This window comes from Paraburkholderia sp. FW306-2-2C-D06C (genome assembly GCF_058781505.1).
This window is the reverse complement of sequence record NZ_JBYSWU010000013.1, coordinates 27000-53747: the sequence shown is the minus strand read 5'-3', so window position 1 is coordinate 53747 and position 26748 is coordinate 27000. Positions and strand designations below refer to the sequence as shown.

General features: G+C 62.6%; 22 protein-coding genes and 1 pseudogene. 9 read left to right on the top strand and 14 right to left on the bottom strand.

Annotated features, from left to right (window positions below; all coding sequences use genetic code 11):
* Positions 1-166 precede the first annotated feature (166 nt).
* Together AC3WLT_RS12380 and AC3WLT_RS12375 are read left to right on the top strand one after the other, a co-directional pair.
* Complete coding sequence (locus AC3WLT_RS12380; RefSeq protein ID WP_492592043.1) at positions 167-2191, top strand: sigma-54-dependent Fis family transcriptional regulator; 2025 nt, start codon at positions 167-169, stop codon at positions 2189-2191.
* Between the two features lie 196 nt (positions 2192-2387).
* Positions 2388-3188, top strand: a pseudogene (locus AC3WLT_RS12375) (NtaA/DmoA family FMN-dependent monooxygenase); the annotation flags it as partial.
* Between the two features lie 6 nt (positions 3189-3194).
* On the opposite strand, the gene AC3WLT_RS12370 reads toward AC3WLT_RS12375, so the two are convergent.
* From AC3WLT_RS12370 to AC3WLT_RS12360, 3 genes are all read right to left on the bottom strand, one after another.
* Positions 3195-4325: an acyl-CoA dehydrogenase family protein gene (locus AC3WLT_RS12370; RefSeq protein WP_492592042.1), complete on the bottom strand. Its 1131-nt coding sequence runs from the start codon at positions 4323-4325 to the stop codon at positions 3195-3197.
* Between the two features lie 12 nt (positions 4326-4337).
* The gene (locus AC3WLT_RS12365) at positions 4338-5546 is read right to left on the bottom strand and encodes an acyl-CoA dehydrogenase family protein (protein WP_492592041.1); all 1209 of its coding nucleotides are present in this window, start codon (positions 5544-5546) and stop codon (positions 4338-4340) included.
* A gap of 79 nt (positions 5547-5625) precedes the next feature.
* Complete coding sequence (locus AC3WLT_RS12360; protein ID WP_492592040.1) at positions 5626-7746, bottom strand: 3-hydroxyacyl-CoA dehydrogenase NAD-binding domain-containing protein; 2121 nt, start codon at positions 7744-7746, stop codon at positions 5626-5628.
* Positions 7747-7886: 140 nt separating this feature from the next.
* On the opposite strand from AC3WLT_RS12360, the gene AC3WLT_RS12355 reads away from it, so the two are divergent.
* Positions 7887-8786, top strand: coding sequence for a LysR family transcriptional regulator (locus tag AC3WLT_RS12355; protein ID WP_492592039.1), 900 nt, complete (start codon positions 7887-7889; stop codon positions 8784-8786).
* 159 nt (positions 8787-8945) lie between these two features.
* Complete coding sequence (locus tag AC3WLT_RS12350) at positions 8946-9134, top strand: hypothetical protein (RefSeq protein ID WP_492592038.1); 189 nt, start codon at positions 8946-8948, stop codon at positions 9132-9134.
* A 210-nt stretch (positions 9135-9344) separates the two neighbouring features.
* Here AC3WLT_RS12350 and AC3WLT_RS12345 read toward each other — a convergent pair whose 3' ends face one another.
* The 8 genes from AC3WLT_RS12345 to AC3WLT_RS12310 form a co-directional block, all read right to left on the bottom strand.
* On the bottom strand, positions 9345-11456 hold the full coding sequence (locus AC3WLT_RS12345) for a phosphocholine-specific phospholipase C (RefSeq protein WP_492592037.1): 2112 nt from the start codon (positions 11454-11456) through the stop codon (positions 9345-9347).
* An 81-nt stretch (positions 11457-11537) separates the two neighbouring features.
* Positions 11538-11864, bottom strand: coding sequence for a hypothetical protein (locus AC3WLT_RS12340; RefSeq protein WP_492592036.1), 327 nt, complete (start codon positions 11862-11864; stop codon positions 11538-11540).
* A 150-nt stretch (positions 11865-12014) separates the two neighbouring features.
* Positions 12015-12542, bottom strand: coding sequence for a hypothetical protein (locus AC3WLT_RS12335; protein WP_492592035.1), 528 nt, complete (start codon positions 12540-12542; stop codon positions 12015-12017).
* Position 12543: 1 nt separating this feature from the next.
* On the bottom strand, positions 12544-12729 hold the full coding sequence (locus AC3WLT_RS12330) for a hypothetical protein (RefSeq protein WP_492592034.1): 186 nt from the start codon (positions 12727-12729) through the stop codon (positions 12544-12546).
* 318 nt (positions 12730-13047) lie between these two features.
* Positions 13048-13890 (bottom strand): alpha/beta fold hydrolase, encoded by an 843-nt coding sequence (locus tag AC3WLT_RS12325; RefSeq protein ID WP_492592033.1) that lies wholly within the window; start codon positions 13888-13890, stop codon positions 13048-13050.
* An 8-nt stretch (positions 13891-13898) separates the two neighbouring features.
* On the bottom strand, positions 13899-15491 hold the full coding sequence (locus AC3WLT_RS12320; protein WP_492592032.1) for a benzoate-CoA ligase family protein: 1593 nt from the start codon (positions 15489-15491) through the stop codon (positions 13899-13901).
* A gap of 90 nt (positions 15492-15581) precedes the next feature.
* A complete protein-coding gene (locus AC3WLT_RS12315) occupies positions 15582-17192 on the bottom strand; it encodes a 3,4-dehydroadipyl-CoA semialdehyde dehydrogenase (protein WP_492592031.1) in 1611 nt (536 codons plus the stop codon).
* Positions 17193-17211: 19 nt separating this feature from the next.
* Positions 17212-17679 carry a DUF4863 family protein gene (locus AC3WLT_RS12310; protein WP_492592030.1) on the bottom strand — a complete coding sequence of 156 codons (468 nt, stop codon included), beginning with the start codon at positions 17677-17679 and terminating at the stop codon, positions 17212-17214.
* A 184-nt stretch (positions 17680-17863) separates the two neighbouring features.
* Between AC3WLT_RS12310 and AC3WLT_RS12305 the strand changes: the two genes are divergently transcribed.
* The 4 genes from AC3WLT_RS12305 (at position 17864) to boxA (ending at position 23513) form a co-directional block, all read left to right on the top strand.
* Entirely contained in the window at positions 17864-18856 is a 993-nt protein-coding gene (locus tag AC3WLT_RS12305; protein ID WP_492592029.1) for a helix-turn-helix transcriptional regulator, read from the top strand.
* Between the two features lie 117 nt (positions 18857-18973).
* Entirely contained in the window at positions 18974-20644 is a 1671-nt protein-coding gene (gene boxC / locus AC3WLT_RS12300) for a 2,3-epoxybenzoyl-CoA dihydrolase (RefSeq protein ID WP_492592028.1), read from the top strand.
* 152 nt (positions 20645-20796) lie between these two features.
* Positions 20797-22224, top strand: a complete 1428-nt coding sequence (gene boxB / locus AC3WLT_RS12295) for a benzoyl-CoA 2,3-epoxidase subunit BoxB (RefSeq protein WP_492592027.1) — start codon at positions 20797-20799, stop codon at positions 22222-22224.
* Between the two features lie 56 nt (positions 22225-22280).
* A complete protein-coding gene (gene boxA / locus AC3WLT_RS12290) occupies positions 22281-23513 on the top strand; it encodes a benzoyl-CoA 2,3-epoxidase subunit BoxA (RefSeq protein ID WP_492592026.1) in 1233 nt (410 codons plus the stop codon).
* 55 nt (positions 23514-23568) lie between these two features.
* Here boxA and AC3WLT_RS12285 read toward each other — a convergent pair whose 3' ends face one another.
* From AC3WLT_RS12285 to AC3WLT_RS12275, 3 genes are all read right to left on the bottom strand, one after another.
* The gene (locus tag AC3WLT_RS12285) at positions 23569-23964 is read right to left on the bottom strand and encodes a type II toxin-antitoxin system VapC family toxin (protein ID WP_492592025.1); all 396 of its coding nucleotides are present in this window, start codon (positions 23962-23964) and stop codon (positions 23569-23571) included.
* Positions 23961-24197: a type II toxin-antitoxin system Phd/YefM family antitoxin gene (locus AC3WLT_RS12280; RefSeq protein WP_492592024.1), complete on the bottom strand. Its 237-nt coding sequence runs from the start codon at positions 24195-24197 to the stop codon at positions 23961-23963. Before AC3WLT_RS12280 ends, AC3WLT_RS12285 begins: the two co-directional genes overlap by 4 nt.
* A 64-nt stretch (positions 24198-24261) precedes the next feature.
* Complete coding sequence (locus tag AC3WLT_RS12275) at positions 24262-25020, bottom strand: TetR/AcrR family transcriptional regulator (RefSeq protein WP_492592023.1); 759 nt, start codon at positions 25018-25020, stop codon at positions 24262-24264.
* Positions 25021-25322: 302 nt separating this feature from the next.
* Between AC3WLT_RS12275 and AC3WLT_RS12270 the strand changes: the two genes are divergently transcribed.
* Positions 25323-26657: a Zn-dependent hydrolase gene (locus AC3WLT_RS12270; protein ID WP_492592022.1), complete on the top strand. Its 1335-nt coding sequence runs from the start codon at positions 25323-25325 to the stop codon at positions 26655-26657.
* Positions 26658-26748 lie beyond the last annotated feature (91 nt).

Sequence of the window (26748 nt, the reverse complement as noted above, 5' to 3'; positions counted from 1 at the left end):
GCGCACTGAACATTCTCCTGTGGCATTCAATCGATGGCATCGATCTTGCCCTTCTCCTTGCGTGAGCCGAATGGGTTTGCCATGTTGCGGCGCGGCAGCGATAACCGCGCAAGCCGCATGACACGCCTAACCGCTAGTACAAGGCGATATAAAAAAGGAGACAAGTATGGGCATGTCGGATGCCACACAGATGTTCTCGAACCCCGGCGACGAAGCGGTCATCATGGCTGCATGGGAGCGATTCCTGAACGGCGGGGAAGTACCGCACAGTGTCGTGCGGCACCTCGTTGACACATCGTGGCAACGCTGCGTCGAGCGACAGGTCGATCCCAGGTTGGGTCACGCGCCGCCGCCACTGGACGAGCACCTGCTGTACTCGTTGCAACGCAATCACCGCGATCTGGTTGAGGCAAGCGCGCCGGTAATGGCGCACGCCCGCGATTTTCTGGCTCAAACCGAAACGATCATGGCCCTTGCCGAACCGGCCGGCACCATCCTTAACCTGGAAGGCGACCCGGCCGCCATCGCGTCGGCCCACGGGATCCAGCTCCTGCCCGGCGCGTCCTGGAACGAGATGATTTGTGGCACCAATGCGATCGGTACTGCGATCGAGGTTGGCCAGCCCGTGCAGATCCATTCTGCCGAGCACTTCTGCGTCGGCATCAAGCGCTGGACCTGCTCGGCCAACGCGATCCGTGATCCGCGCGACGGCACGATCATTGGCGTCATCGATGTGTCCGGGTTATCTGAATCCTACAATCGTCATAGCCTGGCACTGGTCGTCACGGCCGCCAGCCGTATTGAAAGCCGTCTGGCTGCGCGGACAATGGAACTTCGCTATCGGCTACTCGATCGCTGCGTGAGCCGAATGGCGAAGCTCGCGACCGATGGTGCGGTTGTGTTCGATCACGGCGGCTATCCGATCAAGGTCAACGAACACGCCGAAGCTGCGATTGCGGCCGCCGGCGGCGATCTTTCTCTCACCCGACCGAGGCGCATCCTCGCACTCGCCACAGACGCCTCAGTTGCATACATTTCGCCCGCCGATCTGCCTCACTGGATCCAGCCCGACTGGATCGAGCCGGTGATCGACGACGGCAGGCGCATCGGCAGTTTGCTTATCATTCCGTTCGTGCGTCGCACGGCCTCCGTGCGCAGGGCGGTCAGCACACTACGTGGCTGTGCCGACGACAAGGCGGCGGCCGGTTTCGAGAGCATTCTTGGCGAAGCCCCGGCACTGCTCGATGCCGTCGGCAGGGCTCGCCAGATCGCCCGTTCACGCGCACCGGTCGTGCTGCTAGGCGAGACTGGAGTAGGCAAGGAACTGTTTGCGAGAGGAATTCACCAGGCAAGCGAGGCGAACGATGGCCCCTTCGTTGCGCTCAACTGTGGCGGCCTGTCGCGCGAACTCCTGGCGAGCGAATTGTTCGGCTACGGCGACGGCGCGTTCACTGGCGCGCGCCGCGGCGGCGCACTTGGCAAGATCGAAGCGGCCAATGGCGGGACCTTGTTTCTCGACGAAATCGGCGAAATGCCGGTGGATCTGCAGCCGCATTTCCTGCGGGTACTCGAGCAGGGGGAAATCTATCGGCTCGGTGAAAACGTTCCGAGGAAAGTGACTTTTCGGCTCGTTGCGGCGACCAATCGCGACTTGAGAAAGGAGGTCGCAGAAGGGCGCTTCCGGATGGATTTCTTCTATCGCGTCGCCGTCACGAGTATCCGTATTCCTCCATTGCGCGACCGGCCGGGGGACATTCGCCGCCTGGCCGAACATCTCGTCCGTCAGTTCGCGACCGAGCAAGGCGGGGCAAACCCCGAGATTGACGCCGGCGTTATTGCGGCGCTCGACGCGTATTCATGGCCTGGCAACGTCAGGGAGCTTCACAACGTGGTCGAGAGCATGCTTCTCACAGCAAGCGCGGAGAGGCTGACGCTCGATGATCTGCCTCCGGAGCTGCGCTCGAGCAACGGGCAGGTGAGCTCCAGAGGTGACGAGCCGGTTTCGCGCGATGGTCGCGTGACGTTGGAAACGACGGAGCATAGTGCGATTCGCAATGCGATCATCATCTCTCGTGGGAACCTGACCTCCGCAGCCCGGCACCTGGGCATAGCGAAGAGCACGCTGTATCAGAAGCTCAGGAAATACGGTCTGGATCGCACGCTGATCGATGCGCGTGAGGAGAGCCATTAGACGGGGAGCGCGCTCGCGCGGCGCGCGGTACGGCGCAAAGACCTGCATATCGCGGTTATACGTAGCCAGTCTGGTCACCCGGCCGATCACGGTCGAGTCGACGCGAGGCGGGACCACTATTCCCAATGTCAACGCGATGACGGCTGCGCATGGATTGAAAAACTCGTTTTTACGATGGGTTACAGAGACAAAAGATGATCCTGCCAGGGTGCATCGGATCGAGCATCACGGGCGTTACTACAACGTCGACGGTTATCACCTGTCCGAGCCGTCGCCGCAACGCACGCCGGTTCTTTTTCAGGCGGGTTCGTCGGGGCGCGGCCAGCAGTTTGCGGCGCGCCATGCGGAGTGCGTGTTCGTTTCGCAGCAGAAGCCAGCCGCGCTGAGGCAGCTGGTGGCCGACGTGCGCGCGGCCGTGCGCAACGAAGGGCGCAATCCCGAGGACATCAAGTTCTTCATGGGGTTGTCCGTCATCGTGGCGCCGACCGAGAAAGAAGCGCGTGAGAAGTACGCCGAATACGCGCGCTATGCGAGCCCGGAAGCGGGTCTTGCGCACTATGCCAGTTCGAGCGTCATCGATTTTTCCCGCTACGCGCCGGACGAGCCGATTCGCTACGCAAAGAACAACGCGATCGAATCAGTGATGAAGAATCTCACCGGCGCGGGCAAGGAGCGCACTGTCGCGCAGATTCTGCGCGAAGAATTGCAATTGGGCGGCCGCTATCCGGCGATTGTCGGCACGCCCGCGCAAGTTGCCGATGAGCTGATCGGGTGGATCGAGCAAACCGATATCGACGGATTCAATCTGGCCCGGACTGTTACGCCGGAATGCTACAGCGCTTTCATCGATCTGGTGATTCCCGAGTTGCAGGAACGAGGCGCTTACAAGACGGCTTACGCCGAAGGGACGCTGCGTGAAAAGTTGTTTGGGCGTGGGCGCGCGTATTTGCCCGATGAGCATATTGGCGCGAGTTTGAGGCGAAGGGCGCCGGCTTGACGGCCCTCAACCGCGGCCAAGCGAGATATACCGTTCGAGATGGTGATCTTCATCCCCAAGCTGATGATCGATCATCACCAACCTCTTCGCATAATGGGCAAGCGGCAACTCCCAAGTCATGCCAATGCCGCCATGCAACTGGATGCACTCCTCGGCAACCAGCGCGCCTATCCGCCCGATGCTGTATTTGGCCGCTGAGAGCGCCCTTTCCCGCACTTTGCGCTCACCCGCAAGCCCCGCAGCGGCATTGATCACCGCCGAGCGCGCCTGCTCGATCTCGAGCAACAGGTCAGCCATCCGGTGCTGCAAGGCCTGGAAGCTGCCGATCGGCACGCCGAACTGCTTACGGGTGCGCAGATACTCGAGCGTAGAGTCCTTCGCGACATCCATCGCGCCGACTGCCTCGGAACACAGCGCGAGCACGCCGCAGCCAATGCCGTATTCGAGCGTCGCAAAACCATCGCCGGCCGTGCCGAGCAAGCAGTCATCACCGAGCGCGACGTCGTCGAACGTGACTTCAGCCGCGCGGCCGCCGTCGATCCTGCGATAGCCGCGCACGTTCACGCCCGCTGCGTCGCGAGGCACGAGCAACAACGCGATGCCGTCTTCATCGTCGTCCGCGCCGTGCGTGCGCGCCGAGACCAGATATGACCCGGCGCCCTCGCCTTGCTGAACCACCGCCTTCGCGCCGTTCAGCCGCCATGCGTCGCCGCTGCGCGCGGCACGCGTCGTCACGCGCGACAGTTCATAGTGACTATCAGGCTCGCCATGCGCGAGCGCGACGAGCCGCGAGCCGTCGATCAATCCGGCAAGCATCGCTTTCTGCGTATCGTTGCCGCTGCGTGCAATGGCCTGGCCGACGATCAGCGTGTCGAGAAACGGCTCGACCACGAGACCGCGGCCCAGGCTCTCGAACACCACGGCGATATCGAAGCCGCCGCCGCCAAAGCCACCCTGCGCTTCATCGAACAACGCGCCGATCATGCCGAGTTCTGCGAAGCGATTCCACAGCTCGGCGCTGAAGCCTTCCGCCGAACGCGCGATCTTGTCGCGCGTCTCGAAGCCGTATTGCTCGCTGATGAAGCGATTGAGCGTATCCACCAGCATGCGGCGGTCTTCGGTGTGCAGGAAATTCATGGAGTGCGCCTCTTACAGTCCCAGGATCATTTTGGAAATGATGTTCTTCTGGATTTCGTTCGAGCCGCCGAAGATCGACAGCTTGCGATTGTTGAAATACAAGGAAGCGGCGCTTGCGGCTTCGTCCGGGCCGACAGGCGTGCCTTCATATCCGTCGTGCAATGCCTCCTCGATGAAGGGTTGCGCGTAGGGTCCCATCGCGCGCCGCGTGAGCGACGAGATTTCCTGGCGGATCTCGGTGCCGCGAATCTTCAGCATCGAACTCTCCGCGCCCGGCACGCCGCCGCCGGCCACCGCGGCGATCACGCGCAGGTTGGTGGTCTTCATGTTCTCCAGGTCGATCTCGACGCGCGCCATGCGAGCCGCAAACTGCGGATCTTCCGCGAGCGGCCGGCCATTGCGCTGCTGTTTCGCGGCGATCTTGCGCAGCCGATTGAGCGCGGCGACCGAGAAGCCGACGCCCGCGATATTGGTGCGCTCATACGTGAGCAGGTATTTGGCGTAGGTCCAGCCCTTGTTCTCTTCGCCGACGAGGTTCTCAGCCGGCACGCGCACATCGGTAAAAAACACTTCGTTGACTTCATGCTCGCCATCGAGCGTGATGATCGGCCGTACTTCGACGCCGGGCGTATTCATGTCGATCAGCAGGAAGCTGATGCCTTCCTGCTTGCGCACGTCGGTGGCGGTGCGCACGAGGCAGAAGATCATGTTCGCGTAGTGGCCGAGCGTGGTCCACGTTTTCTGGCCGTTGACGATGTAGTGCTCGCCGTGCGCATCGGCGCCGCGCACGGCAGTGGTTTTAACCGAAGCCAGGTCGGAGCCCGCGCCGGGTTCCGAGTAGCCCTGGCACCACCAGTCGGAGCCGTCGAGAATGCGCGGCAGCCAGTGGCGCTTTTGCGCTTCGTTGCCGTATTTGATCAGCACCGGACCGAGCATGTTGACGCCGAACGGCACGACGCGCGGCGCACCCGCCAATGCACATTCGTTCTCGAAGATGAATTTTTGCACCGCGCTCCAGCCGGGACCGCCATACTCCTTCGGCCAATGATTGGCGAGCCAGCCTTGGGCGTTGAGGACCGCGTGCCACTCGGCCATGTCGGCGCGCGTCAGGCGCCGGCCGCCGTGCACCTTGTCGGCGAGACGCTGCGGGAGCTTGTCACGCAGAAAACCGAGTACTTCGGCGCGGAAGGCTTCTTCTTCAGGCTTGAAGTTCAGATCCATAGCGGGTTCTTCCGTAGATATTGGGCAGACAGGCGGCGAGCGCGTCGCCGCCTGTCGATGTGCTGTTAGACGCGCCGTTTCAAACCGTCTGATTGAGGCTCGCGAAATCGGCGCCGCGTTCGACCAGTTCCACCAGCAACGGCGACGGCTGCCAGAACAGCGGGTCTTCCTTGGCGAACTCACGGATATCGGCAAGGATCGTCGGCAGACCGGCCATGTCCGCATATTTCATCGGACCGCCGCGATAACGCGGAAAGCCGTAACCGTACAGGAAGGCGACGTCGACATCGAGCGGCCGTAGCGCGATGCCTTCACGTACGACGTTGGCGCCTTCGTTGATCATCGCGGCCATATTGCGGCGGATGATTTCTTCGTCGGTGAAGGTGCGCGGTGTGATGCCGGCGCGTTTGCGCTCGGTGTCGATGATCGCTTCGACTTCGGGGTCGGGTGTGCCGCTGCGGGATCCTTCGGGATACAGATAAAAACCGTGTCCCGTCTTCTGGCCGAACCAGCCGCGTTCGCAAAGACGGTCGGCGATCTGCACGTAGCGAGCTTGCGGATTACGCGTGGCGGCGCGCCGCTTGCGCGCGGCCCAGCCGATGTCGCCGCCCGCCAGATCGACCACCTGGAACGGACCCATCGGGAAGCCGAACGCACGCACGGCTGCATCGATCTGATAGGGCGATGCGCCGTCTTCCATCATTGCATCGGCAGCGGCGCGATACACGGCGAGCACGCGATTGCCGATGAACCCGTCGCACACGCCCGCGCGCACCGGCGTCTTCTTCAGCTTCTTCGCGAGTTCGAACGCGGTGGCGACCACGTCCGCGCTGACCTGCTTCGGCACCACCACTTCCAGCAGCTTCATGACGTTGGCGGGGGAGAAGAAGTGCAGGCCGATCACGTCGGCCGGGCGCGCCACGCTGGCCGCGAGCGCGTCGATGTCGAGATACGAGGTGTTGGTCGCGAGTACCGTGCCCGCTTTGCAGACGCGGTCGAGTTCGGCGAACACCGCTTGCTTGACCGGCATGTCTTCGAATACCGCTTCGATCACCAGATCGGCGTCGGCGAGCGCGTCGTACGAAGTGCTGCCGCTCCAGCGCGTCATCACGTCCGTTTTCGCGGCGGTGCTCATGCGGCCTTTGGCGATCAGGCCGTCGTAGACCTTTTCGATGTGCGCACGGCCGCGCGCGAGCGATGCTTCGTCGCGTTCGATCATCGTCACCGGCAGCCCCGCGTCGAGCACCGCGACCGCGATGCCCGCGCCCATCGTGCCGCCGCCGACCACGCCGATCTTGCCGAGCGCGCGCGGTTTCGCGTCGCGTGTTTCCGGCGCCTTGAGCACCTCGCGTTCGGCAAAGAACGCGTGGATCAGCCCCGCGCGCTGCGGGCTGTCGAGACATTGCAGAAAGAGCCTGCGCTCGAGTCGCAGGCCGTCTTCGAACGGCTGTTCGATGGCGGCTTCCACCGCCTCGACGATTTTCATCGGCGAGAACAGGCCGCGCGATTTCTTCGCCGTTTCCGCACGCGCCGCAGCGACCGCGGCAAGGTTCGCGGCGCGATCGCTCAGCGCGCCGGCGTCGCGCGTGCAGCGCACCGGCGCGTGCGCGGCCAGCAGTTCGTGCGTGTAGGCGAGGGCTTCGGCAAGAATGTCGCCGCTGCTGCCGAGCCGGTCGACGAGACCCAGCGCGTGCGCCTCCTTCGCACTGACATGGCGGCCGCTCAGGATCAGATCCAGCGCGGCCTGCGCGCCCACCAGACGCGGCGTGCGCTGCGTACCGCCCGCGCCGGGCAGCAGACCGAGTTGCACTTCCGGCAAACCGAGCTTCGCACCGTCGACGGCCAGCCGATAATGTGCCGCCAGCGCCACTTCCAGGCCGCCGCCGAGCGCGGCGCCGTGAATCGCCGCCACGACCGGCTTGGCGCACGCTTCGATGCGGTTGCACAGGTCCGGCAGCGAAGGCGGAACCGGCGGTTTGCCGAACTCGCGAATATCCGCGCCGGCGATGAAGTTGCGGCCGGCGCCGACGATCAGCACCGCCTCGACGGCCGGCTCGGCGTCCGCGGTCTCGATCGCGGCGAGCAGGCCGCGCCGCACATCGGCGGAGAGCGCGTTGACGGGCGCGTGGTCGATCGTCACCAGCAGCACTTTGCCGCGCAATTCGCGCGTCACGACGTCGGCCGAAGGGTTGAGGGTCATGGTCTTGTCTCCTGACTGTTATCGAGGCATGCCGGTCTGGCGAACTCTCCGAATGTCCCGATTGTCGGTTGGACAAGGTTTGTTGACAATTACATGGACGGTTGACAGACTGTCAAAATTATTTTGACAAAGGTGTCGCCATGGACGTCAATTCGTTGACCTTGCTGGTGGATATCCTCGACGCGGGCAACCTCAGCGAAGCCGCGCGGCGGCTGAAGATGAGCCGCGCGAACGTGAGCTATCACCTGAACCAGCTCGAGCGCTCAATCGGCTTGCAACTGGTGAGGCGCACTACCCGCCGGGTCGAGCCGACCGAAATCGGTCTGCAACTGTACGAACACGGCCGCACGATTCAGAACGCGCTGCTCGCCGCGCACGAGTCGGTCACGACGCTTGGGCAAAGCTTGCAGGGGCGGGTGCGGTTGAGCGTGCCGAGCGGTTACGGGCAACTGGTGATGGCGGACTGGCTGATTGCGTTCAAGCGTCTCTATCCGGGCATCGTGCTGGACGTGATGTTCGAGAATCGCGTCGAAGATTTGATGCGCGATGAGGTTGATATCGCGGTGCGGGTAATGTCGGAGCCGCCGCAGAATCTGGTCGCGCGCGATATGGGGCCGGTGAGATATGTTGCTTGCGTTTCGCCGGTTTTTGCCGAGAGCCACGGCATGCCGGAGAAGCTCGACGATCTGCGGACCGCGCCGCTGATCACCGCGGCAGTGGTCGGCAAACAGCTGCGCGTTGCAGCCTATCTGCGCGACGAGCGGCATGAAGTGCTGCTGGAGCCGACGATCATTTCCGAGAACTTTTTGTTTTTGCGTCAGGCTGTGCTGGCGGGTCTTGGTGTGGGGCTCGTGCCTGATTATGTGGTGCAGGAGGATCTTCGCCGCGGCGACGTGGTGACTGCGCTCGATGAGTGGCGGCTCAGTATCTTTGGGACGCACATGTACATGCTGTATATGCCGAATCGGCATCACACCCGGGCCGCTTCGACGTTTATCGAGTTTATGTTGGCGCAGGCGAGAGGGAGTGGGCGCGGTTGAGCGCGCGGTTAAGCGCTTGAGCCCGGAGGTTCTGTGTCTGGTTTCCCCGACTGCACCGCGTGCGTCGCCCACAGGTATGCTAGGGGTGCCTGTCGTGGTTGTGCCGTTTTTTACGGCGGTGCGGGGTAGTACTTCAAAACATTCGGGGTGGAGGCGGCGATGAAATTGATGATCGGATTTCTAGCGCTGCTTGCGCTAGCCGTTATCGTCGTACTGATCTCCCGCCTGCCCAGCGAACACGCCATCCGGTTCGCCGGCTATGCAGCGACCGCCGCGTTCGCGGCTCTCGTCGGATTGCTGCTTCGGTGGCGCGCCAGTCGCGCCGCCCGGAACAAGCGTGCAGGATAAAGGACCGGCTGCCGCCGGTCCCGCACTGTCGGCTATTTTGCGTATGGACGGCCGCATCATTTGATGCAGGCGCAACTGGATCGCTATCCGCCGTGCGTGACGCCGTATCGCGGCTTGAGGCGGATGCCCGGAAGCGCATGACGAGCGAAAAAACGGCCGCTGCGTTTTATCGCAGCGGCCGTTGTTTCCGGCAAGACGTTTAACTGAAGCTCAAGCGCCCAGCGCCGGATCGCTCATGCTGCTATTGCCGGTTTCCACGTGTCCGGCAAGGCGTCGTGCGAAGGTGGGATCGGTATCGACTGTGATCGCCAGGTCATACCAGCCATGCGCGTTGCGCAGATCGAGGTACAGCTGTTCGGTATCGCCGCCGCGCACCGAATGCCTGATCACGTTGTTCGGGTCATACGCGTTGACGATGGTGAACTGGCAACGCGCGCTGCCCACATTCTCCAGACGTAGTTGCAGATTCCCGTTCGCGACGTCGTAACCTTCGGCGACTTCAGGCCGTGCGATATCGCCCCCGTTCCACCAGCTTCTGGCAATCGGCGTGCCCGAGAAGCGCCGCAGAAAACCGTTCGGGCCGTGCACGGTGAAATCGTACGAGCCGTCGGGATTCAGCGGCAACTGGTCCTGAAGGCGTTTGCCCGCTTCGACCGTATAGGTGCGCGGCGCGTCGAGGCTATACGCCGTATAAACGAGAAACACTGCGCCGGCGCGGCCCGTGTTGACGAAACGCATCGCCAGCTTGCCGGCCGCGCCCTCGCCGTGTACCCGCACGAACAGTTCGTACGGCAGCGCGCGAGCCGGGCGCACGCCGGGTTCCTGCCTGGGCACAGCCTGGACGGCCGGCGGGAGCGGAATATAGTCAGGGTGGCGATTCTGATCGGGCGGCACATAAGCGCTCGTGCTCGGCAGCGTCGGGAAGGCATCGTTCGGGTTGCTGAAGTTGAACGCCGACATCAGGTCGCCGCACACCGCGCGGCGCCACGGGGTGATGTTCGATTCGCCGAGATTGTGCTGCTGGCCGAAGCGCTTTTCGATGAAGCGGATCACCGACGTATGGTCGAACACTTCCGAACACACGTAGCCGCCTTTCGACCACGGCGAGACGACCAGCATCGGCACGCGCGGGCCGAGACCGTACGGGCCGGCGACCGTCTTCGAGTCGCCCGGATAGATTTCATTGCTGGTATCGACCGTCGACAAACCGTTCGCACTCGACGCCGGTGCGAACGGCGGCGCCATGTGATCGAAGAAGCCGTCGTTCTCGTCGTAGTTGATCAGCAACACCGTCTTGCTCCACACCTCGGGATTGGAGGTGAGAACCTGCAAGACCTGGTCGATGTACCACGCGCCGTAGTTGGCGGGCCAGTTCGGATGCTCGGAATACGCTTCCGGCGCGACGATCCACGAGACTTGCGGCAGCGCGTTGTTCTGCACGTCGCGCTTGAGAATGTCGAAGTAGCCGTCGCCCTTCGCCGCGTTGGTGCCGGTGCGCGCGTTGTCGTACAGCGGATTGCCCGGCTGCGCGTTGCGGTACTGGTTGAAGTAGAGCAGCGAGTTGTCGCCGTAGTTGCCGATGTACGCATTTTGCGTCCAGCCCCACGAGCCGTTCGCGTCGAGACCGGTGCCGGCGTCCTGGTAGATCTTCCACGAAATGCCTGCGTTTTGCAGCACTTCCGGATAGGTCGACCAGCCGTAGCCGAGTTCGGAGTTGTCGATCACCGGACCGCCGCCGTTGCCGTCGTTGCCGACCCAGCCGCTCCACATGTAGTAGCGGTTCGGATCGGTCGGGCCCATCAGCGAACAGTGGTAGGCGTCGCAAATCGTGAAGGCGTCGGCGAGTTGATAGTGAAACGGGATGTCGTCGCGCGTGAGGTAGGCCATCGTCGTGGCGCTCTTGGCGGGCACCCATTGATCGTAGCGGCCGCCGTTCCATGCGGCGTGCGTGCTGTTCCAGTCGTGCGCGAGGTCTTGCAGGAATTGCAGGCCGAGGTTCGGCGCGCTCGGACGGAACGGCAGCACATAGCCGAGATCGGCGGCGAGCGGCTGATACCACACGGGCTTGCCGTTGGGCAGCTTGATCGCGCGCGTATCGCCGAAACCGCGCACGCCCTTGAGCGTGCCGAAGTAGTGGTCGAACGAGCGGTTTTCCTGCATCAGCACGACGATGTGTTCGACGTCGCGAATGCTGCCGGTCTGGTTGTTGGCGGGGATCGCGAGAGCGTTGCGGATGCCCGGCGGCAGCATGCTCAACGCGGTGACGGAACCGGCGGCATGCGCGGCGGAGCGCAGAAAATCACGGCGATTTTTTAAGGTCATGGTTTTGGCTTTCGATCTTCACTGGAGAGGAACGAAACGCGCAGCCTTGGCGTGAGCCGCGCGTCGCGAGGGTCACGGAACTCAATCTACGGTGTGAATGACGGGTGTGGCGAGTGGCGCCGACGCGGCGGCCGGCAGAGCGGTGTCGGCGCCTGCTGCAAGCCGCGCGGGGGTTTGAATCGTGAGAGCGGGTGATACGGGTGAGGCGGAAGACGGGTTCGCCGACAAGACCTGCGCGGTGTTGCTGTTCTGATCGGCGGTGCTGCTGGAATGAACGGTGCTGGTGCCGGGCGCCTTGTCGTCGTCGTTGCTGCATGCGCTGATCAGCGCGCAGAAGGACGCGGCAATCAGCGCTCCTGCCAAACGTTTGCGACGTGATGCAGCAACAGGCTTCGACACGACGGACATGGAATGTCTCCGGCACGGGGGACGGTGCGCGAGGGCATGCAGGTGCCCAGGTCAGCGATCGGAAGAATAATCGCTGACCCGTGTAACTTTTGTGAAGGTGCGGTGAGGAGGTGCCGCTGCCCATGGGTCGGGCAGCGGCAACGCGGCGTTTTACTTCTCGATGCTCAGAAACGGCAGCGGCGCGCCGGCACCCATGTAGGTCGGCAGCTTGCCGTCCCAGCGGTTGATCGCCTGCAACTGCAGATATTCCTGACCACCGTTGGTCTTGACGGCCTGCGCCTGAATCGCGATCGATTCCGCTTCGCCGCGCGCTTTGGCGATCTGCTGGTCCGCTTCGAACTTCACGCGCGCAAGTTCGCGCTCGGCCTGAGCGCCTTCCACCTTGGCGACATCCAGCCCGATGAACACTTCATGCACGCGCGAAACCGGACTGACCAGATGCGGGCCTTCGGATAGTGTTTCGGATTCGATATGTCCGAATGTGGTCACCACGCCGATGCGCGATTGCGAAACCTGGGTAAAGCACGAAAACAGAAGCCCGGCAGCCGTGACCAAGACGAATGCAATCACGCCGTAGCGCATTTGTGGCTGGTGATCCTTACGTAGCGATTTCGACGCGAATACCGCTGCGGCGCCAATAACGAATGCAAAGAAAAGAACAACGATGATCTGGCCCATATCAATAATCTGTCAGGTGAAAGAATACAAAGGAGAAAAGAGAAAGGGCCGGCTGGATCATCCGCTTCGCGCGGCCGGCCCGGAGCATGCGTGCAACAGAAAGCGGGAAAAGCGAGCGGTGAATCTGGAATGGAAATGGTGAATTGAGCAGACGAGCTGTTTGACGCAGCGGGATGAATGCGCTCAATGAAGCGTGCGGCTGAGCGGAATCACGAAACCGGACAGCTTCATTGGCATTGAATCGATGTGAAATCCGATGCGCGGTCCGATGCGCGGTCCAATACGCGGTCCGATGTTGGGTCCGATGTTGGGTCATTAAGCGGATTTGTTGTTTTAATGTTTCTGGCGATTAAGGAAATCAGCGAGGTTGCGCGGAAGTCTACAAGTGTTTTGAATGCTTGCCCAATAATATCTCTTGTACGAAGCACACTTGTTAATTTGTGCCGCATAAAAAAAACGGCGCGGGTGGCGCAGTTGCATAACGGTTCAAACGAACGGGTTTCAGCTAACGCTGTTTCGCAACGAACGCCGCTATCGCCTCATTCAACGCGTCTGGCGCGTCGCGATGCGGCGAGTGTCCGCAAGCATCGAGTTTGACCAGTTCAGCATGGGGCGCGCGCTCGGCGATCGTATCGATCTGCGCCATCGTGCCGTAGTTGTCGTCATGGCCTTGTACCGCGAGCAAGGGCTTGCGGATACCCACCAGTTCCCCGGCGATGGTCCACGCCCTGAAGGCCGGATTCAACCAGATATCGTTCCAGCCATAGAACGCGGAGTCGACGTCGGCGTGATAGCGGCTGAGTTTGCTGCGCAGACCGGTGGTCTCGTACAACTGCCTGGTTTGCGCGATGCTCTCCACAGAAATGTCTTCGACGAATACGTGCGGCGCAATAGCCACCGCGCCCGCCAATGCATCTGGAAACAGCGCCGCATACAGTAGCGCGATCGAGCCGCCGTCGCTATGGCCGATCACCCACATGCGCTTGCGCTCCTGCATGTCGAAAGCGAGCGCATCGAGCAAAGCGGGCAGGATATCGCGCGCTTGCGCCGTCATGAAGTCGACGGGCCACTTCACCTGATGCGCACGCGCCGTCGAGCGTCCATAGCCGGGACGCGAATACACCAGTCCACGCATGCCGAGCCGCTCGCACAATCGCTGCGGCCAGTCGCGCCACATCGCAATCGAACCGAGTCCTTCGTGCAGGAACACGGCGATCGGCGCATCGCCGGGCGTCTCGCCGGCTGCCTCATTCACCCAGCAATATTCGATACTCAACGGCCCATGTGCCGCCGTAGCGGGAAGTTCGGCGAAGTCGCTATCCGTGGTTGCGGTTGCGGGGTTCTGCATGGATCACCTTATGACTGTTCGCGCAGTTTGAAGCGTTGAATCTTGCCGGTGGCGGTCTTGGGCAAGTCGTCGACGAACACGATATCGCGCGGGTACTTATGCGGCGCGAGCCGTTCCTTGACGAAGGCTTTCAACTCGTCCGCGAGTATCTCAGACGGCGCGAATTCGCGCTTCAACACGACGAACGCACGCGTCTTGACGAGCCCGCCATGATCCACGCCGACCACTGCCGCTTCCAGCACCGCGTCGTGCTGCACCAGCAGCATCTCCACTTCGACCGGCGACACATACTGACCGCTGACCTTCAGCATGTCGTCGCTGCGGCCCGCGTACACATAGCAGCCGTTCGCGAGGCGGCAATACTTGTCGCCGCTGCGAATCCATTCGCCGAGAAAGGTGGCGCGCGACTTCTCGCGATTGCTCCAGTACATCAGCGCGGCGCTTGGCCCCTTGATATACAGATCGCCGACTTCGCCATCGGGCACGAGGTGGCCCGCTTCGTCGCGCAGTTCGACTTCATAGCCGGGCACGGGCCGTCCCGTGGTGCCATATTCGACAGCGCCCGCGCGATTCGACAGGAAGATATGCAGCATCTCGGTGGAGCCGATGCCGTCGAGAATTTCGCAGCCGAAGTGCGCGGTAAAGCGCTCGCCGATTTCACGCGGCAACGCTTCGCCTGCCGACGTGCACACGCGCATTGCGACATCGGCGCGCGCGGGCAGATTGGGCGACACCAGCATGCTCGCGTACAGGGTCGGCACGCCATAGAACACGGTCGGCCGATGCTTGACGAGGCGCGTAAAAATGGCGTCGGCGGTGGGGCGCTCCGCCATCAGCACCGCGGTTGCGCCGACCGACAGCGGGAACGTCAGGCCGTTGCCGAGACCATAGGCAAAGAACAGCTTGGCCGCGGAAAACACCACGTCGCTTTCCACGATGCCGAGAATCGGCTTCGCATACAACTCGGCGGTCCAGTACAGATTCGCGTGGGTGTGGACCGTGCCCTTCGGCTTGCCGGTCGAGCCCGACGAATACAGCCAGAACGCGATGTCGTCGGCACCGCTCGCGGCCGGTTTGGCGGCGGGCGTGGCGGCGTCGAGCAGATCTTTCAGCAGCGGCGCCGCAACAGGTTGGTCTTCCGGCGGCTGCGAGACGATCAACTGGCAGCCGTCATGTTCGGCGGAAGCCAGCGCCTGGGTGACGTTCGGCAGCAGCGCGCCGGATGCAATCACGGCGCGCGCGTGGCTATGCGTGAGCATGTAGACGTAATCCGCGGCGGTGAGCAGCGTGTTCGCCACCACCGGCACGACGCCTGCATGGAGCGCACCGAGAAAGGCGATCGGCAACTCGACGGTATCGAGCATCACGAGCAGCACGCGTTCTTCCGGATGCACGCCGAGCGTGCGCAGCGCACTCGCGAAGCGCCGGGCGCGGTCTTCGAGTTCGCCGTAAGTGATGACGCCGGCGTCGTCGATATAAGCCGTCTTGGCCGCGCGCGTTTCATTCAGGTGAAACAGATAGGCCGCGAAATTGAATTGCGCGGGCGGTGGCTCGACCGTCGCGGCGGGCTGACTCGCAGCGGGTTCCAGCAGGGCTTCCATATGTCTCCTCCATCGGGTGAGGGCGGTCCGGCTGTTATGTGCTCATGATCCGCTCGATGCTTGCTTGCCGCCTGTGTGCACCTGGTGCTGTTACACCGTGGGCAAATTCGTCGTTTGCGTCAGGGCGTCGATTGCCGCGCTCGATGCCTGAACTGCCGAGCGCCGGTGATAGAAACCCAATGCGCGAATCCCGCCCAGTTCTTCGCCGCCGCCCGCGCGCCCCGGGCCGCCATGCAGCGACATCGGCATCACGTTGCCGTGGCCGGTCTGGCTCTGCTGGACGGCTGGCGAGATTGCGTGCACGCGACCGTGCGAGTCGGCGAGTTCCAGTGCGAGCCGGCCGAGATGCGCATCGTCGTTCGAATAGATCGAGGCGACGAGCGAACCTTGGCCGCGTCGCGCGAGTGCGACGGCGTGGGCTTCGGGCAGCACGTTTGCGTCGGTGTTTGCGTCGGTGCTTGCGACTCGGTAGGGCGCGACGGTCGCCACCGGTCCGAACACCTCGACGTCGTGCAGCAGCGTCGCACTGTCCGGATCGTGGACGACGAACAGATGTGGCGCGACGCAAGCCGCAATCGTTGCGTCCGCATCGATGGGCGGTACAGCCGAGCCGTCATAGGCGAGCACGGCTTCCTCGCGCAGTGCGGCGATGCCGGCCAGCACGTTCTCGTATTGCGCCCGGCTCACGAGCGAGCCCATCCGCACGGCGTCGTTGCGCGGATTGCCGACCGTGATCTTCGCGAGTTTCGCTTTGAGCGCATCGAGCACCGCTTCGAGCGCGGCTTCCGGTACGAACGCGCGCCGGATCGCCGTGCATTTCTGACCGGACTTGACGGTCATTTCGCGTACCACTTCGTTGATGAAGAGCTCGAACGCCGGCGTATCGGGCGTTGCATCGGCGCAGAGAATCGCGCTGTTCAGACTGTCCGCTTCGACATTCAGACGCGCGCCGCGCTGCACGCATGCCGGATGGGCGCGCAGCGCCGCAGCGGTTTCGGCGGAACCGGTGAAGGACACCACATCGAATGCCCGCACCTGATCGAGCAGACCCGCCGAACTGCCGCAGATCACCGACAACGCGCCGGCCGGCAGAATGCCCGCGTCGACCACGTCGGCGACCATGCGCTGGGTGAGCCACGCGGTTGCCGTGGCGGGCTTGATGATGACCGGCACGCCGGACAGCAACGCAGGCGCCGCTTTCTCCCACAAGCCCCACGACGGGAAATTGAAGGCGTTGATAAAGAGCGCCACGCCGCGCGTCGGCGTGAGCACGTGTTGCACGCTAAAAGTTTGATCCTTGCTCAACGAGACGGCGTTGCCGTCGCGCAGTGCGTGCGCGTCGCCGAGCGACGCGCCGAGTTTCGCGTAGTACGACAGCGTAAAAATTCCGCCGTCGATATCGACCGCCGAATCGTTGCGCGTGGTGCCGGAGTTGGCGGTAGCGATCTCGTAGTAGCCGTCGCGCTTCGTTTGCAGCAGCTTGACGATGTCGGCGAGGCGGGCGGCGCGTGCGGAGTAGGTCAACGCACGCAGCGCGGCGCCCCCTGTTTCGCGGGCGAAATCGAATGCTTGTGCGAGGTCGAGGCCCTGGCTCGAGACACGCACGAGTTCTTCGCCGGTCACCGGATCGGTGAGCGTGACGCCGTCGCCGCCGCCCGCGACCCATTGGCCGGCAACGTAGTTCTTCAATAATTCGGTCATGGCGCAGATCTCGCGGTAGTCAGGCAGAAGTGAATTCGATCGCGCCTTGCGGCAGCAGATACAGCACCAGCGCCTGACCGTTCGCGACGGTCGGACGATGCGCGCTGCCGGGGCCGTACACGCACCAGCCCGCCGGATGGCCGTCGAAGGTGGCGCCTTCGGTGAGCGGCATGATCAGATCGATCTCGCCGTGCGGATGAACGTGATGCGGACCGGCAATATCCTTCATGTCGACCACGTCGACGGAAAAGCCGTGGGTGTCTGGCAGCGCCTTGAAGATACGGCCATAGCGGATGCCGCCGCCTTCGCGATTGCACAGCCAGCCTTCAGCGACGCCCGTGCGGCAGGCCTCCGCAAGTTCGCGGAAGGTTGCGCCGTCGGCCGGATAGGTGTCGTTCAGCCATGTGGCCAGCGCACTGTCGAGCGGCCGGCCGGCGAGTTGCTCTGTCACGCCCGCAATCAGGCGTTGGAAATCATGTGGGGACATGCGAGCCTCCAGATATGCGCGCTCACGCACCTTAGTTCATGCGTATTCGAGCGCCGTCTCCGTTGCGCCGCCGAAAAATCTCGACGGCGTTTGTTATTGGATCAATATTTGGCGAAAATTAACCGTTCACCCAGTGCGTGTCAAGCACTATAGTACATATATCGTGGTCAAGAGGTAGATAAACATGAATCAAAATTACACTCCCGCGCCGCTGGACGAACCCGCCGGTGAAGACGCGAGCCGCGCAGGTCGGGCCGAAAGCGGGGCCGAGCGCGGCGGCGAGCGCGAGGAGCGCGATCCGTTTCTGACTGCGATGGGCGAACGCGTGCGCCTGCTGCGCGCGCGCCGCGGCATGACCCGCAAGACGCTGGCGACCGAGACCGGCTTGTCGGAGCGCCATCTGGCGAATCTGGAATCGGGCGTGGGCAATGCGTCGGTGCTGGTGCTGCGGCAGATTGCGGCGACGCTGAACTGCCCGCTGGCCGAGGTGATCGGCGATGAGACCACCGCTTCCGCCGAGTGGCTGCTGATCCGCGAACTGCTGCAAGGACGCGATCAGGCCGCGTTGCAGCGTGCCCGCATGGCGCTGGCCGAGATGTTCGCGCAAGCGCCGCGCGACCCGCATCGCAAGGACCGGATTGCGTTGATCGGCCTGCGCGGCGCGGGTAAATCCACCTTCGGCAGGATGCTGGCGCAGGAGCGCAAGGTGCCGTTCGTCGAGCTGACGCGCGTGATCGAGCAACTCGCGGGCTGTCCGCCGTCGGAGATTCATTCGCTCTATGGCGCAAGCGCTTATCGGCGCTACGAGCACCGCGCGCTCGAGGCGGTGATTCAGGAGCACGAGCGCGCTGTGATCGCGTCGCCCGGCGGCCTGGTGTCGGAGTCGGGCACCTTCAACGCGCTGCTCTCGCACTGCTTCACGGTGTGGTTGCAAGCCACGCCGGAAGAGCATATGCGCCGGGTGGTCGCGCAAGGCGATCTGCGGCCGATGTCGGGTAACAAGGAGGCGATGGACGACCTGAAGCGCATCCTGGCGGGGCGCAGCGAGCTATATGGCCGCGCCGACATGAGCTTCGACACCAGCGAGAAAACCCTCGCCGACGCCTACCTGCAATTGCGCGACCGGCTTGCGGCAAGGCTCGCGGCCGAAACGCCGGACGACGCACGGGTAAGCTGAAGTGCAGCCGAGTGCCAGGGTTTACTAGCGAACATGCACTAAAGTGCTTTACATGGGTATGACGATGCACTATTGTTCAAAAAACAAGTTTTGCTTCGTCCAGTCAGGAGACGCCCCATGTCCACAGCAGAAACCGCTATCGCGTCGGTCGATTACCGCACCGATCCCTCGCAGTACAAGCACTGGAAGCTGACCTTCAACGGCCCCGTCGCGACGCTCGGCATCGATATCGCCGAGGACGGCGGGATTCGCGACGGCTACAAGCTGAAGTTGAATTCGTATGACCTCGGCGTCGATATCGAACTGCATGACGCGCTACAGCGCATCCGTTTCGAGCATCCCGAAGTCAGGACGGTCGTGCTGACGAGCCTGAAGGACCGCGTGTTCTGCTCGGGCGCCAACATCTTCATGCTGGGTCTGTCGACCCACGCGTGGAAGGTCAACTTCTGCAAGTTCACCAACGAGACGCGCAACGGTCTGGAAGACTCGTCGCGTCATTCTGGCCTGAAGTTTCTCGCTGCCGTGAACGGTGCGTGCGCCGGCGGTGGTTATGAACTCGCCCTGGCTTGCGACGAAATCTATCTGGTCGATGACCGCTCGTCGTCGGTGTCGTTGCCGGAAGTGCCGCTGCTTGGCGTGCTGCCTGGTACGGGCGGCCTGACGCGCGTGACCGACAAGCGCCGTGTACGCCACGACCTTGCCGACATTTTCTGCACGGTGGTCGAAGGGATTCGCGGCGAACGCGCGAAAGAATGGCGTCTGGTGGACGAAGTCGTGAAGCCGAACCAGTTCGATCAGGCGATCCAGGCCCGCGCACTCGAACTTGCCGCGCAAAGCGATCGCCCGTCGGACGAGCGGGGCGTGACGCTGACGCGGGTCGAGCGCACCGATCGCGACGACGGCCTCACCTACAAAACGCTCGACGTCACGATCGATCGTTCCAGGCGCATCGCTACGTTTACCGCCAAAGCGCCGCAAGCGGAACAACCTGCTGACATCGACGCAATCGTCGCAGCAGGCGCGAACTGGTGGCCGCTGCAATTCGCCCGTGAACTGGACGACGCGATTCTGTCGATGCGCACCAACGAGCTCGAGGTCGGCACGTGGGTCTTCAAGACAGAAGGCGATGCGCGCAACGTGCTCGCCGCGGACGCCGTGCTGATGCAACACAGGAACCACTGGTTCGTGCGCGAGACGATCGGTCTGCTGCGCCGCATGCTGGCGCGCATCGACGTGTCGTCGCGCTCGCTGTTCGCGCTGATCGAGCCGGGTTCGTGCTTTGCGGGTACGTTCGCGGAACTCGCCTTCGCCGCCGACCGCACTTATATGGCCGCGCTGCCGGGCAATGAAGACGAAGAGCCGGCGATCAAGCTTTCGGAAGTCAATTTCGGCCTCTATCCGATGGTGACGCATCAATCGCGTCTCGCGCGCCGCTTCTATGAAGAAGCCGGCCCGCTCGACGCCGTGCGCTCGAAGATCGGTCAGGCGATCAAACCGATCGAAGCCGAACGTCTGGGTCTCGTGACCGCATCGCCCGACGATATCGATTGGGCCGACGAAATCCGTATCGCGCTCGAAGAGCGCGCGGCGATGTCGCCGGATGCGTTGACCGGTCTCGAAGCGAATCTGCGCTTCAACGGGCCGGAAACGATGGAGACGCGCATCTTCGGCCGTCTCACCGCCTGGCAGAACTGGATCTTCAACCGGCCGAACGCGGTGGGCGAGAAGGGCGCGCTCAAGGTGTACGGCAAGGGCAGCAAGGCGCAATTCGACGTCTCGCGCGTTTGATACGCGTTTGATACGCGATTGATAGGCGATCGAAGCACGTTTGGACCTGATCGCCGCGACGCAACGCCAACTGCCTGACACGCGCCTCTCACCCTTAAGCACTGCTGTTTCCCGTCCGGGAACCGACCACGGAAGCGACCAAGGAACCGACCATGTCAACGATCAACTACAGCGAAAAGATTCCGAACAACGTCAATCTCGCCGACGACCGTGCGCTGCAACGCGCGCTCGAACAATGGCAGCCGAATTTTCTGTCGTGGTGGGGCGATATGGGCCCGGAAGGCTCGCACGGCTATGACGTGTATCTGCGCACGGCGGTGAGCGTCGATGCGGGCGGCTGGGCGCATTTCGACCATGTGAAGATGCCGGACTATCGCTGGGGCATTTTCCTCACGCCCGGCGAGCAGGACCGCAAGATTCATTTCGGCGAGCACAAGGGCGAGGCCGCGTGGCAGGACGTGCCCGGCGAGCATCGCGCGAATCTGCGCCGCATTATCGTCACGCAAGGCGATACGGAACCGGCCTCGGTCGAGCAGCAGCGGCACCTCGGCCTGACCGCGCCTTCGATGTACGACCTGCGCAACCTGTTTCAGGTGAACGTGGAAGAAGGGCGCCATCTGTGGGCGATGGTGTATCTGCTGCATCGCTACTTCGGCCGCGACGGCCGTGAGGAAGCCGAGGCATTGCTCGGCCGCCGTTCGGGCGACGCAGACAATCCGCGCATTCTCGGCGCATTCAACGAGAAAACGCCGGACTGGCTCGCGTTCTACATGTTCACGTACTTCACCGATCGCGACGGCAAGTTCCAGTTGTCGGCGCTTGCCGAGTCGGGTTTCGATCCGCTCGCGCGCACCACGAAGTTCATGCTGACCGAAGAAGCGCATCATATGTTCGTCGGCGAATCGGGCGTGTCGCGCGTGATCCAGCGCACCGCGCAGGTGATGAACGAACTGGGCACGGACGACGTCAGCAAGATTCGCGCGGCGGGTGTGATCGATCTGCCGACTATCCAGCGCTATCTGAACTTCCATTACTCGGTGACGATCGACCTGTTCGGCGCCGATCATTCGTCCAATGCAGCCACGTTCTACAGCTCGGGTCTGAAGGGCCGCTACGAAGAAGGCAAGCGCGACGACGATCATCGACTGAACGGTCAGAGCTACAAGCTGCTCGACGTGCAGGACGGCAAACTCGTCGAGCGCGAAGTGCCGATGCTCAACGCCATGAACGAAGTGCTGCGCGACGATTACATCAAGGACTCGGTGGCGGGCGTCGGGCGCTGGAACAAGGTGCTCGAAAAAGCCGGCATCGACTTCCGCATGACGGTGCCGCATAAAGCATTCAACCGGCAGATCGGCACGTTTGCAGGCACTCGTGTATCGCCGGACGGCCGCGTCATCAGCGAGACGGAATGGGCCGCCAACGAAGCGAAGTGGCTCGCGACCCCGGAAGACCGCGCGTTTGTCGCCTCGCTGATGGGCCGCGTCACAGAGCCCGGCAAGTTCGCGAACTGGATCGCACCGCCGGCGATGGGGGTGAATCGTCAGTCGATCGATTTCGAATACGTGCGCTTTAACTGAGCACGATGCCCGGACGTGCAGCGTCGTATTCGCACGAATATAAGGTGGAGGAAGTCATGAACGGCCCAGTATCGATCGAGGTTCTCAGGCAGCATCTGATCGATCCGGAAATCTGCATTCGCTGCAATACGTGCGAAGAGACTTGCCCGGTCGACGCGATCACGCACGACGAGAACAACTATGTGGTCAAGGCGGATATCTGCAATGGCTGCATGGCGTGCGTGCCGCCATGTCCGACCGGCGCGATCGACAACTGGCGCACTGTGTTGAAGGCCGATGCGTATCCCATCGAGGAGCAGTTCACGTGGGACGTGTTGCCCGAACAGAACACGATGGCGGTGCCCGCCGCGGATGAGGCCGGCGCATCGGGCGACACGGCTGCGCAGGCGAGCGGCATCGAAGTCGATACCGTGCGCGGTTCGGTCGTGCCGCCATGGTCCGCCGCGAAGCCGTATGTGAATCTCTACACGCATAAGGATCCGACCTCGGCAACGGTGGTCGGCAACTACCGGCTCACCGACAGTTCGACCGATAGCGACATTCATCACATCGTGCTCGATTTCGGCTCGATGCCGTTTCCGGTGCTGGAGGGTCAATCGATCGGCATTCTGCCGCCGGGTTCGACCGCCGATGGCCGCGTGCATCATGCGAGGCAATATTCGATTGCCAGCCCCCGTGACGGCGAGCGTCCCGGCTACAACAACGTCTCGCTGACCGTGAAGCGCGTGAGCCAGGAGCATGGCGACGCCCTCGACGGTGTGTGCTCGAACTATCTGTGCGACCTGAAGAAGGGCGACGTGGTCAAGGTGATCGGCCCGTTCGGCGGCACCTTCCTGATGCCGAATCATCCGAACTCGCATCTGCTGATGATTTGCACGGGCACTGGTTCAGCGCCGATGCGCGCGATGACCGAGTATCGCCGGCGGCGGCGTCTGAAAGGCGCAACCGGCAAACTGATGCTGTTTTTCGGCGCGCGCACGAAAGAGGAGTTGCCGTACTTCGGCCCGCTGACGAATCTGCCGAAAGACTTCATCGATACGAATCTGGCGTTTTCGCGCACGGTGGGGCAGCCCAGGCGTTATGTGCAGGACGCGATGCGCGAACGCGCGGCCGACGTCGTGCACATGCTCAAGGACGACAACACGCATATCTACGTGTGCGGGTTGAAGGGTATGGAAGACGGTGTGCTGCAGGCGCTCAAGGAAATCGGCGAGCAGCACCAGATGGATTGGGAAGCGCTGTGGGTGAAGCTGAAGCGGGAAGGGCGGCTGCATCTGGAGACGTATTGACTGGTTGTTCGTCTCGCCGGGAACGGGCCTGCACGGATGCGGGCCCGGCATTGCTTTACCAGACGGTTTTAACGTGCGAGTAAGCGCGAATTTTTTCGTCCTTTGTTACCAGCGGGACCGCAAACTTGCGAGCAGTCGCGACGATCATCCGGTCGGCAGGATCCTTATGAAATTCGCCGGGAAGATCGACTGATTTTATTGCGATTTCCACATCGACCGGTACGAAACGTACTGCCTCGATGGCCGCAACCGTGGCGAGCCAACTGCTGACATCCATTGAGAGTACGAGTTTTTCCCGTTCCACCAACATGGCGATTTCCCATGCGGAAATCGCCGAGACGATGATTTCGCCGCCGGCCATTTCGTGCGCAATGGCAGCCTTAGCTTTCTTGCTCAACGTCGGATCGCCGGTGACCCACCAGACCAGTGCATGTGTGTCCAGAACGATCACTGCGCCGCCTCCCAGTCATCCTCTCCGACTGGGGTGGTGGGATTGTCGTAGCGCACGACTGAACCGCGCAGCACATCGAGCGGGCTGCGCTCCACGCCGCGATAGGGCCGCACTTCAAGCACGGGTTTGCTGTGGTCGGTGACGATGACGCTTTCACCGGATGACTCGACCTGCCTGAAGAATTCGAGGGCTTTCGCTTTGAATTCGGACTTCGATACCAGATTGCCTTGCATGATTTTTCCTATAGTCATTTGCCTATAGGCATAATTATAGCCTTATATGACTATAGTAAAGAGGTCATTTCTTTGATGGCATATTTGTTTGCGCCGGCGACACCGCCCCGCACGCCCGAATCACCAACTGCACGACCTCCTCCGTCGTCGCCTCGAACGCCTTCTGCGACAGCGCGCGCTTTCCTTTGAGCGCGCGAATCTGCGCGTCGAAGTCGGCGTAATGCTGGGTGGTCGCCCAGATCATGTACATCAGCGTTTGCGCGTTCACGGGCGCGAGCAGGCCGCGCGCGATCCAGCTGTCGATCACCGTCACGCGGCTGTCGAGCCACGGCTTCACGCGCCCGGTGAGGATGTCCTGCATATGCTCCGCGCCGTGAATGATCTCGCTCGCCCACACCTTCGAGCCGAGCGGCCGGCGGCGCGACAATTCCATTTTCGCGCGCACGTACCCGCCGATCGCTTCGACGGGGTCGTCGCTGCATTCGAACGTATCGGCGGCGCGATACCAGTCTTCGAACAGATCTTCGAGCACGCGCCGATACAGCGCGAGCTTGGTCGGGAAGTAGTAATGCAGGTTGGCTTTCGGTAAGCCTGCACGTTCGGCGATCATCGCGGTGCTGGTGCCGTCGAGTCCCCGCTCCGCGAAAACCGCTTCGGCGCAGGCCAGAAGATGCGCTTCGTTCGACTCGCGAATGTGCGCCTTGCGCCGCCGCAAAGGTGCGCGGGTTGCTTCGTTTATTTCGTCGCTTTCGGTGATGTCGGCCGCCACGTCGTCGTCTCTCATGTTCGCCTTGAGCGGCATGTGCGCCGCGTCGCGCTTCATTCTAGTCGTTTGGACGCTGATGGACACAAGCATTCGCGGCGCGCGATCAACGCATGCTGCAACGCAATGGCACGCTTCTCGCTATGTTCCCTACCGTACGAAAAGCATTGATTTGGCGGGTTTAATCGTCTACAACCTGTCCAACTGGACAGGATTGAGAGAGCGGGCGATGCCCCAGGGTTTGCCCTCTGTATAAGAGGCGATCGAAGGCATCGAGTGTGCACCGCCGCCGTGCGGCCACGCCCCAAAACCCGCCGCCGATGCACCAGTTTCATGTCGGTTCACCGAAAGGAGCGAGACGAATGAACGCGGGATCCGAAGCGCAGAAGCACGCACCGAAGGAAGTCCTCTTGGGGGGCGCCCCGAAGGAAGTCCCCTTGGGAGACGCTGAACCCGCTACGTCGATCAAGGTCGACGGCAAGCGGTTGTGGGACAGCCTGATGACGATGGCGAAAATCGGCGCGACGCCGAAAGGCGGTGTCTGCCGCCTTGCGCTCACCGATCTCGACAAGCAGGGGCGCGATCTGATCGTCAGTTGGGCGAAGGATGCGGGTTGCACGGTCTCGGTCGATCAGATGGGCAACGTGTTCATGCGCCGCGCCGGGCGCAACCCTGGTGCATTGCCGGTGATGACCGGTTCGCACGCGGATTCCCAGCCGACCGGCGGCCGCTTCGACGGCATTTACGGTGTGCTGGGCGGGCTCGAAGTGATCCGCAGCCTGAACGATCACGGCATCGAGACCGAGCATCCGGTCGAGGTGGTGATCTGGACCAACGAGGAAGGCTCGCGCTTCGCGCCGGCGATGGTTGCTTCAGGCGTATTCGCCGGCGTCTTCACGCTGGACTACGGCCTCTCGCGCAAGGACGTGGACGGCAAGACGATCGGTGAGGAACTCGAGCGCATCGGCTATGCGGGCGATCTGCCGTGCGGGGGGCGTCCGCTGCATGCGGCGTTCGAATTGCACATCGAACAAGGGCCGATTCTCGAAGCGGAGCAGAAGACCATTGGCGTCGTGACCGATGCGCAAGGTCAGCGCTGGTACGAAATCACGCTGACGGGGCAGGAAGCGCATGCGGGTCCGACGCCGATGCCGCGCCGTCGCGACGCGTTGCTAGGCGCCGCGCGCGTGGTCGATCTGGTCAACCGCATCGGCCTCGACAACGCGCCGTTCGGTTGCGCGACGGTCGGCATGATGCAGGTCTATCCGAACTCGCGCAACGTGATACCAGGCCGTGTGTTTTTCACCGTCGATTTCCGTCATCCGGACGATGCGGTGCTCGCGAAGATGGATGCCGCGTTGCGCGAAGGCGTGGCAAAGATTGCGGGCGGCAGCGGCCTGGAAACCGAACTCGAGCAGATCTTTTACTACGCACCGGTCGCTTTCGACGAAGCCTGCGTGAAGTCCGTGCGCGCCGCGGCCGAGCGTTTCGGCTATCCGCATCGCAACATGGTTTCCGGTGCGGGACACGACGCCTGTTATCTGTCGCAAGTCGCGCCGACTTCGATGGTGTTCGTGCCTTGCATCGACGGAATCAGTCACAACGAGATCGAGGACGCCACCTTCGAATGGATCGAGGCGGGCGCCAACGTATTGCTGCATGCGATGCTGGAGCGCGCGTGCGAGCCGGTTTCATAACGCTTCAGTGGTAGCTGTCGACTCACCAGCCTCACCGTATTGCCCATAAATCACGCCGTCCCGGCTCCGCGTCTCTCGCAGCCGGCAGGTA

Coding starts and splice junctions, on each gene's coding strand:
- AC3WLT_RS12380 (WP_492592043.1), top strand. CDS start 167: ATGGGCATGTCGGATGCCACACAGATGTTCTCGAACCCCGGCGACGAA.
- AC3WLT_RS12350 (WP_492592038.1), top strand. CDS start 8,946: ATGAAATTGATGATCGGATTTCTAGCGCTGCTTGCGCTAGCCGTTATC.
- AC3WLT_RS12275 (WP_492592023.1), bottom strand. CDS start 25,020: ATGAAGCGCGACGCGGCGCACATGCCGCTCAAGGCGAACATGAGAGAC.
- AC3WLT_RS12280 (WP_492592024.1), bottom strand. CDS start 24,197: ATGCAAGGCAATCTGGTATCGAAGTCCGAATTCAAAGCGAAAGCCCTC.
- AC3WLT_RS12345 (WP_492592037.1), bottom strand. CDS start 11,456: ATGACCTTAAAAAATCGCCGTGATTTTCTGCGCTCCGCCGCGCATGCC.
- AC3WLT_RS12340 (WP_492592036.1), bottom strand. CDS start 11,864: ATGTCCGTCGTGTCGAAGCCTGTTGCTGCATCACGTCGCAAACGTTTG.
- AC3WLT_RS12355 (WP_492592039.1), top strand. CDS start 7,887: ATGGACGTCAATTCGTTGACCTTGCTGGTGGATATCCTCGACGCGGGC.
- boxA (WP_492592026.1), top strand. CDS start 22,281: ATGAACGGCCCAGTATCGATCGAGGTTCTCAGGCAGCATCTGATCGAT.
- AC3WLT_RS12310 (WP_492592030.1), bottom strand. CDS start 17,679: ATGTCCCCACATGATTTCCAACGCCTGATTGCGGGCGTGACAGAGCAA.
- AC3WLT_RS12370 (WP_492592042.1), bottom strand. CDS start 4,325: ATGAATTTCCTGCACACCGAAGACCGCCGCATGCTGGTGGATACGCTC.
- boxB (WP_492592027.1), top strand. CDS start 20,797: ATGTCAACGATCAACTACAGCGAAAAGATTCCGAACAACGTCAATCTC.
- AC3WLT_RS12335 (WP_492592035.1), bottom strand. CDS start 12,542: ATGGGCCAGATCATCGTTGTTCTTTTCTTTGCATTCGTTATTGGCGCC.
- AC3WLT_RS12325 (WP_492592033.1), bottom strand. CDS start 13,890: ATGCAGAACCCCGCAACCGCAACCACGGATAGCGACTTCGCCGAACTT.
- AC3WLT_RS12365 (WP_492592041.1), bottom strand. CDS start 5,546: ATGGATCTGAACTTCAAGCCTGAAGAAGAAGCCTTCCGCGCCGAAGTA.
- AC3WLT_RS12360 (WP_492592040.1), bottom strand. CDS start 7,746: ATGACCCTCAACCCTTCGGCCGACGTCGTGACGCGCGAATTGCGCGGC.
- boxC (WP_492592028.1), top strand. CDS start 18,974: ATGTCCACAGCAGAAACCGCTATCGCGTCGGTCGATTACCGCACCGAT.
- AC3WLT_RS12320 (WP_492592032.1), bottom strand. CDS start 15,491: ATGGAAGCCCTGCTGGAACCCGCTGCGAGTCAGCCCGCCGCGACGGTC.
- AC3WLT_RS12305 (WP_492592029.1), top strand. CDS start 17,864: ATGAATCAAAATTACACTCCCGCGCCGCTGGACGAACCCGCCGGTGAA.
- AC3WLT_RS12270 (WP_492592022.1), top strand. CDS start 25,323: ATGAACGCGGGATCCGAAGCGCAGAAGCACGCACCGAAGGAAGTCCTC.
- AC3WLT_RS12315 (WP_492592031.1), bottom strand. CDS start 17,192: ATGACCGAATTATTGAAGAACTACGTTGCCGGCCAATGGGTCGCGGGC.